Here is a 12,851-nt window from a genome sequence, read left to right as displayed (position 1 = left end):
TTCGTGTCCGACACGGTCGACGACCGGTTACCGGACCGCCCAGGGGACGACGACCCCGGACGTGGGCGGCGCATCGGCATCGACGTCGGAACCGTGCGGATCGGTGTGGCCAGTTGCGATCCCGACGGGATCCTGGCCACGCCGGTCGAGACCGTTCAGCGGGACAAGCGCGACCGGTCGGGCAAGCACCTGCGCAGACTGGTGACGCTGATCGGCGAGTACGAGGCCGTCGAGGTCGTCGTCGGACTGCCGCGCACTCTCGCCGACCGGGCCGGCACCTCAGCCGTCGACGCCGTCGAACTCGCTGATCTGCTGGCCCGTCGGATCGCCCCGATACCGGTGCGCTTGGCCGACGAGCGGCTCACTACTGTTTCGGCTCAACGGTCGTTGCGCGAAGCGGGGGTTCGGGCAAAGGGACAGAAGGCGATGATCGACCAGGCCGCTGCGGTGGGCATTCTGCAGAGCTGGCTGGATCAGCGACGTGCGGCCCTGGCTGCGCGCAGAGAGGGCATGGATGGCTGAGAAGTGGGGTGCCGACAGGGCGAAGCCCGAGGTGGTCGGACCACCGCGCCGCGGGCTGAGCAAGGCCGAGCGGGCCCGCAAAGCCCGCAATGACCGGAAGCGACGCGTCACCAGGGGCTTCTCGATCGCAGCGCTCATCGTGGTGGCGATCGGCGCCGTGTTCTTGGGATCCAAGCTGTGGCACAGCATGTCCGGTAGCGCCAACGACTACGCGGGTGACGGGGTGGCCGACGTCGTAATCCAGGTGCACGACGGCGATTCCACGACGGCCATTGCCAAGACCCTGCAGGACAGAAGAGTGGTGGCCACGGTCAAGGCCTTCGTCGACGCGGCCCACGAGAACGAGGCCATCTCGGCGATCCAGCCCGGCTTCTACAAATTGCGCACCGAGATCCCCGCGGCCAATGCCGTTGAGCGCCTGGCTGATCCGGAGAGCCGGGTGGGCAAGCTGACGATCCCGGAGGGCCGCCAGCTCGACGACACCGCCGACGTCAAGACCAAGGCCGTCACCGAAGGCATCTTCACCCTGATCTCGCAGGCCTCCTGCGTCGAACTCGACGGCGAAAAGCGCTGCGTACCGGTCGATCAACTGCGCGCCGCAGCGCAGACGGCACCCGCCGCGGCGCTGGCGGTACCCGAGTGGGCCGCCGCTCCGGTGGCGGCGATGCCCAACGATCATCGTCGGCTGGAGGGCCTGATCGCGCCCGGCACCTGGAATGTCGACCCCGCCGGCACGGCACAGGACATCCTGTCCACCCTCATCGCGGGCAGTGCCAACGTCTACACCCAGAGCGGTCTGCTCGACACCGCGGCGGCGATGCAGATGTCGCCCTATCAGATCCTCACCGTCGGCTCCCTGGTGCAGCGCGAAGCCAAGCCGCAGGACTTCGCCAAGGTCGCGCGGGTGATCTACAACCGGCTGGCCGAACACCGCAAGCTGGAGTTCGACTCGACCGTCAACTATCCGCTGGACCGCCAGGAAGTGGCGACCACCGATGACGACCGGGCCAAGGTCACCCCGTGGAATACCTATATGAGTGAAGGGCTTCCGAAGACCCCGATCTGCTCACCCGGCACGGACGCGCTGGCCGCGGCCGAGCGCCCCGCGGAGGGGGATTGGTTGTACTTCGTGACGATCGATCTGCAGGGCACCACGCTGTTCACCCGTGACTACGACGAACACCTGGCCAACATCGAACTGGCGCAGCACAACGGTGTCCTCGACAGTGCCCGATAACCAAGACGCAGAGGGACGCCGCGCGGCTGTTCTCGGCTCGCCGATCACGCATTCGCGTTCGCCGCAGCTGCATCTGGCGGCCTACCGGGCGCTGGGGTTGGCGACATGGACCTACGAGCGCATCGAGTGCACGGCCGAACAACTGCCCGGGCTGGTCGGCGCCCTGGGCCCGGAGTGGGTCGGACTGTCGGTCACGATGCCGGGCAAGTTCGCGGCGCTGGAGTTCGCCGATCAGCGCACCGACCGCGCCCAGTTGGTGGGCTCGGCCAACACCCTGGTGCGGACCCCGACCGGTGGCTGGCGCGCCGACAACACCGACATCGACGGAGTCACCGGCGCGCTCGGCACGGCCGGTGAGTCCGCGCTGGTGATCGGATCCGGTGGCACCGCCCCGGCTGCCGTCGTGGCGCTGGCCGAACTCGGCGTGCAAACCATCACCATCGTGGCGCGCGACGAGGGCAAGGCATCGCGGCTCGTCGATTTGGCCGGCCGGTGCGGGGCGCAGGGCAGATGGTGCGACATCGGCGGCACGGCGCTGGCAGACGCGGTGGCTTCCGCCGATGCGGCCGTCAGCACCATCCCGGCCGACGCGGCCGCCGCCTATGCGGGCACGCTGGCGCGGGTGCCACGCGTGCTGGACGCCATCTACGACCCGTGGCCGACGCCGCTGGCTCAGGCCGTCGAGGACGCAGGTGGCGAGGCGATCAACGGTCTGCAGATGCTGCTGAACCAGGCCTTCGCCCAGGTCGAGCAGTTCACCGGGATGCCCGCTCCCAAAGAGGTGATGAGGGACGCGCTGCAGCGGCTCTAGCCTCGATCGATGGGGGTGGGGCTGACGCTCGTCACGGCGGCGTGGCTGCTGGCCCTGACCGGCTACGACATCGCCGAACGCCGGCTGCCGAATTGGCTGACGCTTCCCGGTGCGCTTCTGGTGTTGGGTGCGGCCGCCATCGCGGGACGCGGTGTTGCTGCACTGGCCGGGGCCGCCGGGTTGGCGGTGCTCTACCTGGTGGTGCATCTGCTTTCGCCGCGGGCGATGGGCGGCGGCGACGTCAAACTCGCGATCGGCCTGGGTGCGATGACCGGGGCGTTCGGGATCGATGTGTGGTTGTTGGCCGCGCTGGCCGCACCGCTGCTGACCGCCTGCCTGGCACTGGGCGCGGCCGCGTGCGGGGTGCGGACCGTGCCGCACGGACCGTCGATGTGTGCCGCGAGTGCCGCGGCGGTGGCGCTCGTTCTGGCCTAGCCACGGGCGAGCGTTGGCCCGTGGTCGAAAAGCCGCGCGAAACTCGCACACAAGGCGACGTTCAGCACGATCGACCACGGATTTCGGGAGGCAAACCCCGACGTGGGAGAATGACAGCCGTGTTGCGATGGACCACAGCTGGTGAATCCCACGGCCGCGCCCTGGTGGCCATGCTCGAAGGGATGGTTGCCGGCGTGCCCATCACCTCCGAGGAGATCGGGGCACAGCTCAAGCGTCGTCGACTCGGCTACGGCCGGGGCGCCCGGATGAAGTTCGAACAGGACCAGGTCACCATGCTGGCCGGGGTGCGTCACGGCACCACCCTGGGCGGGCCGATCGCCATTGAGATCGGCAACACCGAGTGGCCCAAGTGGGAGACCGTGATGTCCCCGGACCCGGTCGACCCCACCGAACTCGACGTGGCGCGTAACGCCCCGCTGACCCGTCCCCGCCCGGGGCATGCCGACTACGCCGGCATGCTCAAATACGGCTTCGATGATGCCCGCCCGGTGCTGGAACGTGCCAGTGCCCGCGAGACCGCGGCGCGGGTCGCGGCAGGCACCGTGGCCCGGGCCTTCCTGCGCGCCGCACTCGGTGTCGAAGTCGTCTCGCACGTCATCTCCATCGGCGCGTCCGAGCCCTATGACGGCCCGCCGCCGCAGTTCTCCGATCTGGAGGCCATCGACGACAGCCCGGTGCGGGCCTTCGACAAGGACGCTGAATCCTCGATGATCGCCGAGATCGAGGCCGCCAAGAAGGACGGCGACACCCTCGGCGGTGTGGTCGAGGTCATCGTCGAAGGGCTGCCGATCGGGTTGGGCTCGTTCACCAGCGGCGACAACCGGCTCGACAGCCAGCTGGCTGCCGCGGTGATGGGTATCCAGGCGATCAAGGGCGTGGAGATCGGCGACGGCTTCGAGACCGCGCGCCGTCGCGGCAGCGTCGCCCACGACGAGATGTACCCCGGCCCCGACGGGGTCCTGCGCTCGACGAACCGGGCCGGCGGCCTGGAAGGCGGCATGACCAACGGCCAGGCGCTGCGGGTCCGCGCCGCGATGAAGCCGATCTCGACCGTGCCGCGCGCGCTGGCCACCGTCGACATGGCCACCGGTGAAGAAGCCGTCGCCATTCACCAGCGGTCCGACGTGTGTGCGGTCCCAGCCGCCGGTGTGGTGGTGGAGACCATGGTCGCCCTCGTGGTCGCCCGCGCCGTGCTGGAGAAGTTCGGCGGGGACTCGCTGACCGAGACCCGGGCCAACATCGACGCCTACCTGCGGGCCGTCGCCGAGCGCGAGCCGGCGGCGCAGGCCCTGGGCTGATGGCGCCACGGGCGGTACTGATCGGCCTGCCGGGTTCGGGCAAGTCGACGATCGGCCGCCGGCTGGCCAAGGCGCTGAACCTGACGATGCTCGACACCGACGCCGCGATCGAGGAGACCACCGGCCGCACGATCGCCGACATCTTCGCCACCGACGGCGAGGCGGAGTTCCGGCGCATCGAGGAGGAGGTCATCCGCTCGGCGCTGGCCACGCACGATGGCGTGCTGTCCCTGGGTGGCGGCGCGGTCACCACCCCCGGCGTTCGTGCCGCACTGGCCGGGCACACCGTCGTGTATCTGGAGATCAGCGCGGCCGAGGGGGTCCGCCGCACAGGCGGTTCCACCGTCCGGCCGCTGTTGGCCGGGCCCGACCGGGCCGAGAAGTTTCGTGCCCTGATGTCCGAGCGGGTGCCGCTGTACCGCCGGGTGGCGACCATGCGGATCAACACCAACCGGCGCAACCCCGGCGCGGTGGTCCGCACGATCGTCACGCGACTGGAAAACCCCCCGACCCAAAAACAGCCTCAGAAACAGGCCCAGCAGACGCGGGCGGCCAAGCGGCGGCGACGGCGTCCGCCGTGGCGGCGCGGTACGGCCTCCGCACAGTCCTCCTCCGGTTCCGAGGCCAAGGGCAGCCAACCCGCAGGCACGGCTTCTGGTGCCGAATCCACAGCCATACCCACCCCAGCGGCCCTGGCCGCTCGCAACGCGGAGCGACATGATGACTGACCCCGTAATCGTCGAGGTACTGGTGGACCGGCCTTACCCGGTCATCATCGGAACCGGACTGCTCGGCGAACTGGGCAACACCCTCGAGGGCCGGCACAAGGTGGCGATTCTGCACCAGCCGGTGCTGACGCAGACCGCCGAAGCCGTGCGGCAACACTTGGCCGACAAGGGAATTGAAGCCCACCGTATCGAGATTCCGGATGCCGAGGCGGGCAAGGAACTGCCTGTCGTCGGCTTCATCTGGGAAGTGCTGGGGCGCATCGGTATCGGCCGCAAGGATGCTGTCGTCAGCCTGGGCGGGGGAGCGGCAACCGACGTTGCCGGCTTTGCTGCGGCCACTTGGTTGCGAGGTGTCGACATCGTGCACGTCCCCACCACCCTGCTGGGCATGGTGGACGCCGCGGTCGGCGGAAAGACCGGCATCAACACCGATGCCGGCAAGAACCTTGTCGGCGCCTTCCATCAGCCCGCCGCGGTGCTCGTGGACCTCGCGACGCTGGAAACGTTGCCGCGCAACGAGATTGTCGCCGGGATGGCTGAGATAGTGAAAGCCGGATTCATCGCCGATCCGGTCATCCTCGATCTGATCGAGGCCGATCCGGAAGCTGCGCTCGACCCCACCGGCACGGTCCTGCCCGAACTGATCCGCCGGGCGATCGCGGTCAAGGCCGAGGTGGTTGCTGCTGACGAACGCGAGTCGCAACTGCGCGAGATCCTCAACTACGGCCACACCCTGGCCCATGCCATCGAGCGTCGCGAACGCTACAAGTGGCGCCACGGCGCCGCGGTGTCGGTGGGCTTGGTGTTCGCGGCCGAATTGGGCCGGCTGGCCGGGCGTCTGGATGACGAGACCGCCGACCGGCACCGCACGGTACTGACCGCGCTCGGCCTTCCCGTCACCTACGACGGCGACGCGCTGCCCCAGCTGATGGATTACATGGCAGGCGACAAGAAGAACCGCTCGGGAGTGCTGCGGTTCGTCGTGCTCGACGGGCTGGCCAAGCCGGGCCGCCTGGAGGGCCCGGATCCGTCACTGTTGGCGGCCGCATACGCAGAAGTGGCGCGGGCCTGACTGCCCGCGCCACTGGCGCCTGAAACCCGTGGGCCGCCCTCGCGGGCGGGAGCGGTTACTGCTTGGGCTGTTCGGGGTGCTCGGTGGCGCCGTTGGCACTCACCGCGGCGAACACATCGGTGTCGGCGCGGTCGTCCGCGGCCAGGCCGTGGTGGCGTTGGCGCGGCATCGGCGGGGCCTTGCGGTCCACCAACCAGCGGCCAACCGTCACGCCGGCCACGCCGAGCAGGAAGACCAGCAGGGCGGTGAACGCCGCGAACGTGGTGACCTCGTTGAGCAGTGCATCGGTGTAGAGGCTCTTGTAGAACAACCCGATGAACCACGCCACCGCACCGCTGACGATTCCGGCGAACAGACCGGCGACCAGCCAGGTCATCGCCAGGTCGGCACGACGATCCGGATCCGGATTGGCACGTGCGTCCGCCTTGCCGTCGAACAGGCCCCAGATCAGCACTCCGATTCCGAACACCGTGACCAGCGCGAGGCTCCACCAGGTGGCATTACCCGGCGAGGCGTTGATCAGTGCTCCCTGCAGTAAGCGCACGATGACCATCGCTGTTGCGAACACCACTCCGCGCAGTAACCACTTGCTCATGGGGGCACACTGTAGCGAGTAGCGTCACAGACCGTGACTATTTCCCAGCGCAGGGACCGGTTGCGGCGTCGGCTGGCCGACGCGGGCCTGGACGCGATGTTGGTAACGGACCTGGTCAACGTGCGTTACCTGTCCGGATTCACCGGTTCCAACGCGGCCCTGCTGATCCTCGCCGAGGACGCCACTCCGGTGCTGGCCACCGACGGGCGCTACCGAACGCAGGCCGCGCATCAGTCACCGGACGCCGAGGTGGTCATCGAACGGGCCTGCGGGTCACATCTGGCCGGGCGCGCCGCCCGCGCCGGTGCCGTGCGGCTGGGTTTCGAGAGCCACGTGGTGACCGTGGACGCCTACACGGCCCTGAAGAAGGCCGCCGGCGACACGGTCGAGTGGGTACGCGCCGCGGGCACCGTGGAGGCCCTGCGCGAGGTCAAGGACGCCGGCGAGATCGCGATGCTGCGATTGGCCTGCGAGGCCGCCGACGCGGCGCTGATGGACCTGCTGGAGCGTGGCGCCCTTCGTCCCGGCCGCACCGAGCGCGAGGTGCGCAACGAGCTGGAAGCCCTGATGCTCGAACACGGTGCCGACGGGCCGTCCTTCGAGACCATCGTGGCGGCGGGCGCGAACTCCGCCATCCCGCACCACCGGCCCACGGATGCGGTGCTGGCCGCGGGGGACTTCGTCAAGATCGATTTCGGTGCCCTGGTGGAGGGATACCACTCCGACATGACGCGCACGTTCGTGCTGGGCCCGGCGGCGCAGTGGCAGCGCGACGTCTATGGCCTGGTGGCCACCTCGCAGCAGGCGGGGTGCGACGCACTGGCTCCCGGTGTCTCGCTGAGTGCGGTGGATGCCGCATCGCGCCAGGTCATCGCCGATGCGGGCTACGGCGACAACTTCGGCCACGGCCTCGGGCACGGCGTCGGACTGCAGATCCACGAAGCGCCGGGAATCAATGCCGCTGCCGCCGGTACACTGCTTGCTGGCTCTGCGGTCACCGTTGAGCCAGGTGTCTACTTGCCCGATCGCGGCGGTGTCCGGATCGAGGACACCCTGGTCGTCGGAGAGGCGGCACCCGACCTGCTTACCCGGTTCCCCAAGGAACTGGCCATTTTGTGACAAAAGCTTAGGAGCTACACCCTCATGGCATCGACTGCCGACTTCAAGAACGGGCTTGTCCTGCAGATCGACGGACAGCTGTGGCAGATCGTCGAATTCCAGCACGTCAAGCCGGGTAAGGGCCCGGCCTTCGTGCGGACGAAGCTGAAGAACGTGGTGTCCGGCAAGGTCGTCGACAAGACCTACAACGCGGGCGTGAAGGTGGAGACCGCCACCGTGGATCGCCGCGACGCCACCTACCTGTACCGCGACGGCAACGACTTCGTCTTCATGGACTCCGAGGACTTCAACCAGCATCCGTTGTCCGAGTCGCTCGTCGGCCGCTTGGCCGACTTCCTGCTGGAGAGCCTGCCGGTGCAGATCGCCTTCCACGACGGTGTTCCGCTGTACCTGGAACTGCCGGTGTCCGTCGAGCTCGAGGTTTCCCACACCGAGCCCGGATTGCAGGGTGACCGTTCCAGCGCGGGCACCAAGCCCGCCACGATGGAGACCGGCGCCGAGATCCAGGTTCCGCTGTTCATCAACACCGGCGACAAACTCAAGGTCGACACCCGCGACGGCAGCTACCTCGGCCGCGTGAATGGCTGACCATGCCTGACCGCCGTGGCGACCGGGGCCGTCACCAGGCCCGCAAGCGCGCCGTGGACCTGCTGTTCGAGGCCGAGGCGCGCGGTCTGACGCCGGAGGCGGTGGCCGATGGCCGAGCCGCCCTGGCCGAGGACCAGTCCGACGTCACCCCGCTCAACCCCTACACGGTGTCGGTGGCACGCGGTGTCACCGAGCACGCCGCCCACATCGACGACCTGATCTCTGCGCATCTGCAGGGATGGACGCTGGAGCGGCTGCCCGCCGTGGACCGGGCCATCCTGAGGGTGGCGGTGTGGGAACTGCTGCACGCCGAGGACGTCCCCGAGCCCGTGGCCGTGGACGAAGCCGTCGAGCTGGCCAAGGAGCTGTCCACCGACGAGTCGCCCGGGTTCGTCAACGGCGTGCTCGGCCAGGTGATGCTGGTGACGCCGCAGATCCGCGCCGCGGCTGCGGCCGTGCAGGGCGCGACTCAGGACCGCCCCGAGCAGTAGAACGCGTATCCCGAACACCGGGATCACCGGTGCCATTCGGTGCCACGATGTTGTTACGTGTGTGAGGACCCGTACCGACATTCGGAGGCCGCTGATGGGACTCGAGCCGAGAAAGATCGCGGACGTCGGCGAGGACGGCCTGCACCTGCACGCTTGCCCGCTGTGTGAGGCGATGTGCGGCTTGGAGATTCAGGTCTCCGCCGGTTTGGTGGCCAGCGTTCGGCCGAACAAGTCCGATCAGTGGAGCGCGGGTCACATCTGCCCGAAGGGTGCGTCGCTGGCCGCGCTGCACGAGGACCCGGACCGGATCCGCCGTCCGATGATCAAGGTCGACGGCCAGTGGCGCGAGGTCGATTGGGACACCGCGTTCCGTCGCTGTACCGAACTGATCGCTCCCGTCATCGAGAAGTACGGCATCGGCGCGGTCGCGGCTTATACCGGAAACCCGCTGGCGCACTCGTTTTCGCTGTCGCGCTACTCGGCGATCCTGCTCGGCCTGTCCGGTATGCCGATCACCTACTCGCCGGGCACGATCGACCAGTGGCCGAAGAACCTGTCGTCGCACCTGATGTACGGCAGTTGGTGGGCCTTCCCGACGCCGGACATCCAGCGCACCGACCTGTTGGTGGTGATGGGGGCCAACCCCGCGGCCTCCCAGGGTTCGCTCCTGGCCGCCCCCGACGTGATGGGCATCATCGCCGGTATCCGTAAGCGCGGCAAGGTGATCGTCATCGACCCGGTGCGCACCGCCACCGCCGCCAAGGCCGACGAGTGGCTGCCGATCACGCCCGGCACCGACGCGGCGCTGCTGCTCGGGATCATCCACACCGTCTTCGACGAAGGGCTGGTCAACCTCGGCGATCTGGAACGGCACCTCGACGGGGTCCCCGCGCTGGAGCGGGCCGTCGCCGACTGGTCGCCCGAAAGAGTCGCCGCCGCAACGGGTATCGATGCCGAGCGGATTCGGGCACTGGCCCGCGAGCTGGCCGGCACCCCGCGTGCGGTGGTCTACGGCCGGATCGGCACCTGTAACCAGGAGTTCGGCAGCCTGGCGAGCTGGCTGATCGACGTCGTCAACATCGTCACCGGCCACTTCGACACCCCCGGCGGCGCGATGTTCGCCACCCCGACCGCCTGGACCGTCACCGGCCAGCCGATCCCGGGCCTGGAGGACGGCGCCCCGAACTTCGGCCGCTACCGCACCCGGGTCCGCGGGGCCAAAGAGGTGCTGGGCCAGGTGCCGGTGTCGTGCATGCTCGAAGAGATCGTCACGCCCGGCGAGGGGCAGCTCAAGGCGCTGATTACGGTGGCCGGCAATCCGGTGTTGTCCACCCCGGGCGGCGACAAGCTCGACGAGGCACTGCCGCAACTGGACGCGATGATCTCAATTGACCTGTGGCTCAACGAGACCACTCGGCACGCCGACGTCATCCTGCCCGGTGCTTCGGCGCTCGAGCAGGCGCACTCCGCTGACTTGCTGCTGGGTGCGGCGATCAACAGCTTCGCCCGGTACTCGCCACCGGTGTTCCACCGCGAGGATCCCGATGCGCCTGAGGAATGGGAGATCCTGATCCGGCTGACCGGGCTGTGCACCGGCACCCCCGCCGAGGACGTCGACATCGCCGCGCTCGACGACGGTTGGTTCGACTACCTGTGCTTCACCCAGGGGCTGGACGGCGCGGAGATTCGCCGGCACTACGACCACGGCGGCCCGGAGCGCATGCTCGACCTGACCCTGCGGACCGCCTCATTCGGCGACCGGTACGGCGAAAACGCCGACGGGCTGACCCTGGAGAAGCTCAAGGCCCACCCGGATGGCATCAACTACGGCCCGATGGTGCCGCGCGTACCCGAAGTGCTCGGCACCGCGGACAAGAAGATCCGGGTGGCGCCGCAATACCTGCTCGACGACCTGCCACGGCTGGCCGAGCGGCTCGAACGCAATCCCGACGACCTCGTGCTGGTGAGCCGGCGGCATCTGCGCTCCAACAACTCCTGGTTGCACAACGTCGGCTCGCTGATGAAGGGCCGGGACCGGTGCACCCTGCTGATGCACAGCCGCGACGCCGCCGAGCGCGGTATCTCCGACGGCGACAACGCGGAAGTGGCGTCGACCGCAGGCAAGATCGTAGTGCCGGTCGAGGTGACCGATGCGATCAAGCCGGGCGTGGTGTCGATGCCGCACGGCTGGGGTCACGGTCAGCCTGGCACGCGGCTGGGCGTCGCGAACGCGTCACCCGGGGTGAACACCAACATCCTGTCGTTGCCGGACTTCATCGACGAGCCGTCCGGCAATGGTGCACTCAATGGCATCCCGGTGACAGTCAGCCGGACGCTGGCTCACAGCTAGGGCTCTGGAGGAACCAATAGTTCCTCGGGGTGGAAGTGGTGGTTGACGGTGCCTTGGCCGGTGTCCATCAGCGGCGGTGGATGCCAGTGGATGCGGCCGGTGTCGGGGTCGACACTGGTGGTCCAGCCGAGCCCGACGAGGCGGTTGTCAGGTCCGCAGCTCAGGGCGAGGCCGGGGGCGTCGGTCTGTCCGCCATGCTGCCAGTCGGCTTCGGCGTGGTGAACCTGGCAGTAGTCGGCCGCTGCGGTGCAACCCGGGCGGGTGCAGCCGCGGTCACGGTCATAGAGCAGCAGTCGTTGAGCTTTGGTGGCCAACCTTTGGGTGCGGGCCATGTACAGCGGTTCGGCGGTGTGGTGTTTGTACACGGTGAGGTAGTGAAAGCTGTGGGAGGACAACCGGATCAGGTCATTCATCGGCATCCGGATGCCCGCACCGGTGACGGCGATTCCGGCGCCGGCCTCCAGTTCGGTCAAGGTGGTGGACACGACCACGGTGACCGGAAGCCCGCCATGCCGGCCGAGCCGTTTGGACATCAGAACTTCGCGCAACGCGACCTTGAGTGCGTCGTGATTGCGCTGCGCCTGGGTCCGGGCGTCACGGTCGGCGGCGGCCTGCTGGTGGCAGGCGTCGGGGCCCTGCGAATCGGCTTTGGGCACTTCGACATCGGCGACTGGAGCCTCGAGCGGGTTGGGCGTGGGGTTGTGCAGTGGCTCAGGATCGTTGGGGTTGTTGATGCCCGGCCGGCCCCACACGCCCGTGACCGTAGTCAGATACGACGCGGCCTCGGGGTCCAGCCAGCCCTCGACGTGCACCAGGCCGTCGGCGTCCTGCTTGCCGACCCGCAGCCCACGCAGGTGTGCCGCGACATCGGGCCCGTCGCCGTCCTGGTTGAGCAGATACAGCAGCTTGTCGGCAGCTGCCTTGAGCGTTTCGGGGGTGTCGCGGGTCGCTGCGGCCACCAGGTCTGATTCGATCTGGCCGAGTTCGGCGGTGTTGACGTACTTTTCGGCCTTCGCCACGGTGTCCCGGATGATCGTGATGTGTTCGGTGTTGATCGTGCCGGCCAGCAGCGCCTGGGCGCACGCGGGCAGCAGCGGCTCCAACACCTCACCGCCGATGGCACAGCGCGGCCCCAGATCGGCGGCCGCGGCCACGCGGCGTGAGGCTTCCTTGCCGCTGATCCGCATCCGGGTGGCCAGCACGTCCTTCCAGGACTTGCCACCGATCTCGTGCGGGGCGGCCTGACCCATCAGGGCGGCTTGGATCCGGTGATCGATCATCGCCTGCGTGCGGGCCTGGCGCTCGCGTTCCGACTGGAGCGCCAACAACTCGGCGGTGCCGAACCTGGTGAAATCGACGTCAGCCAGCGTCGAGGTCGCAGCCAGGTGGCCGGCCAGCGCGGTCTGCACCGCATCCCGGTTCTGCGCCAACCCGACCTTCATGATTCGAACACTAGTTCGATACCCTGACAGGAAACCGCTGTTTGGGGCCGATGTGGCCACAGTGGCGAAAGTTCTTCAGGCCCACGCGGCGACTTTCGCTCACCGCGATTTGTAAATTCTCGTCGCGGCCGGGGTGGCGTAA

Annotated in this window: 13 protein-coding genes; 11 read left to right on the top strand and 2 right to left on the bottom strand. The window is 68.5% G+C overall.

Going from position 1 to position 12,851, the window contains the following annotated elements; genetic code table 11:
- Window positions 1–3: 3 nt before the first annotated feature.
- The 7 genes from ruvX (at window position 4) to aroB (ending at window position 6,124) form a co-directional block, all read left to right on the top strand.
- Window positions 4–522, top strand: a complete 519-nt coding sequence (gene ruvX / locus BN2156_RS07610) for a Holliday junction resolvase RuvX (protein WP_090512002.1) — start codon at window positions 4–6, stop codon at window positions 520–522.
- A complete protein-coding gene (locus BN2156_RS07605; RefSeq protein ID WP_090511999.1) occupies window positions 515–1,759 on the top strand; it encodes an endolytic transglycosylase MltG in 1,245 nt (414 codons plus the stop codon). Before ruvX ends, BN2156_RS07605 begins: the two co-directional genes overlap by 8 nt.
- Window positions 1,749–2,570 (top strand): shikimate dehydrogenase, encoded by an 822-nt coding sequence (locus tag BN2156_RS07600; protein WP_090511997.1) that lies wholly within the window; start codon window positions 1,749–1,751, stop codon window positions 2,568–2,570. The genes BN2156_RS07605 and BN2156_RS07600 overlap by 11 nt, the downstream gene beginning before the upstream one ends.
- 9 nt (window positions 2,571–2,579) lie before the next feature.
- The gene (locus BN2156_RS07595) at window positions 2,580–3,005 is read left to right on the top strand and encodes a prepilin peptidase (protein WP_090511994.1); all 426 of its coding nucleotides are present in this window, start codon (window positions 2,580–2,582) and stop codon (window positions 3,003–3,005) included.
- A 119-nt stretch (window positions 3,006–3,124) separates the two neighbouring features.
- The gene (gene aroC / locus BN2156_RS07590) at window positions 3,125–4,324 is read left to right on the top strand and encodes a chorismate synthase (protein ID WP_090515624.1); all 1,200 of its coding nucleotides are present in this window, start codon (window positions 3,125–3,127) and stop codon (window positions 4,322–4,324) included.
- Window positions 4,324–5,052: a shikimate kinase gene (locus BN2156_RS07585; RefSeq protein ID WP_090511992.1), complete on the top strand. Its 729-nt coding sequence runs from the start codon at window positions 4,324–4,326 to the stop codon at window positions 5,050–5,052. The genes aroC and BN2156_RS07585 overlap by 1 nt, the downstream gene beginning before the upstream one ends.
- Window positions 5,045–6,124 (top strand): 3-dehydroquinate synthase, encoded by a 1,080-nt coding sequence (gene aroB / locus BN2156_RS07580; protein ID WP_090511989.1) that lies wholly within the window; start codon window positions 5,045–5,047, stop codon window positions 6,122–6,124. The genes BN2156_RS07585 and aroB overlap by 8 nt, the downstream gene beginning before the upstream one ends.
- A 55-nt stretch (window positions 6,125–6,179) precedes the next feature.
- On the opposite strand, the gene BN2156_RS07575 is transcribed toward aroB, so the two are convergent.
- On the bottom strand, window positions 6,180–6,719 hold the full coding sequence (locus BN2156_RS07575; RefSeq protein ID WP_090511988.1) for a B-4DMT family transporter: 540 nt from the start codon (window positions 6,717–6,719) through the stop codon (window positions 6,180–6,182).
- 33 nt (window positions 6,720–6,752) lie between these two features.
- Between BN2156_RS07575 and BN2156_RS07570 the strand changes: the two genes are divergently transcribed.
- The 4 genes from BN2156_RS07570 to BN2156_RS07555 all read left to right on the top strand — a co-directional run bounded on the left by BN2156_RS07570 (window position 6,753) and on the right by BN2156_RS07555 (window position 11,267).
- Window positions 6,753–7,838, top strand: coding sequence for a M24 family metallopeptidase (locus tag BN2156_RS07570; RefSeq protein ID WP_090511985.1), 1,086 nt, complete (start codon window positions 6,753–6,755; stop codon window positions 7,836–7,838).
- Between the two features lie 24 nt (window positions 7,839–7,862).
- Complete coding sequence (gene efp / locus BN2156_RS07565) at window positions 7,863–8,426, top strand: elongation factor P (protein WP_090511983.1); 564 nt, start codon at window positions 7,863–7,865, stop codon at window positions 8,424–8,426.
- Window positions 8,427–8,428: 2 nt separating this feature from the next.
- Window positions 8,429–8,917 carry a transcription antitermination factor NusB gene (gene nusB / locus BN2156_RS07560; protein ID WP_090511980.1) on the top strand — a complete coding sequence of 163 codons (489 nt, stop codon included), beginning with the start codon at window positions 8,429–8,431 and terminating at the stop codon, window positions 8,915–8,917.
- A 94-nt stretch (window positions 8,918–9,011) separates the two neighbouring features.
- A complete protein-coding gene (locus tag BN2156_RS07555; protein ID WP_090511978.1) occupies window positions 9,012–11,267 on the top strand; it encodes a molybdopterin-dependent oxidoreductase in 2,256 nt (751 codons plus the stop codon).
- Here the strand turns inward: BN2156_RS07555 and BN2156_RS07550 are convergent.
- Window positions 11,264–12,709 (bottom strand): HNH endonuclease signature motif containing protein, encoded by a 1,446-nt coding sequence (locus tag BN2156_RS07550; RefSeq protein ID WP_090511975.1) that lies wholly within the window; start codon window positions 12,707–12,709, stop codon window positions 11,264–11,266. The genes BN2156_RS07555 and BN2156_RS07550 overlap by 4 nt on opposite strands.
- Between the last annotated feature and the right edge of the window lie 142 nt (window positions 12,710–12,851).

Origin of the sequence: Mycolicibacterium neworleansense (assembly GCF_001245615.1) — a bacterium.
In the GTDB taxonomy this organism is placed as follows: Bacteria; Actinomycetota; Actinomycetes; order Mycobacteriales; family Mycobacteriaceae; genus Mycobacterium; species Mycobacterium neworleansense.
Note: the sequence above shows the minus strand (reverse complement) of the source record. Positions and strands in the feature narration are given on the sequence as shown.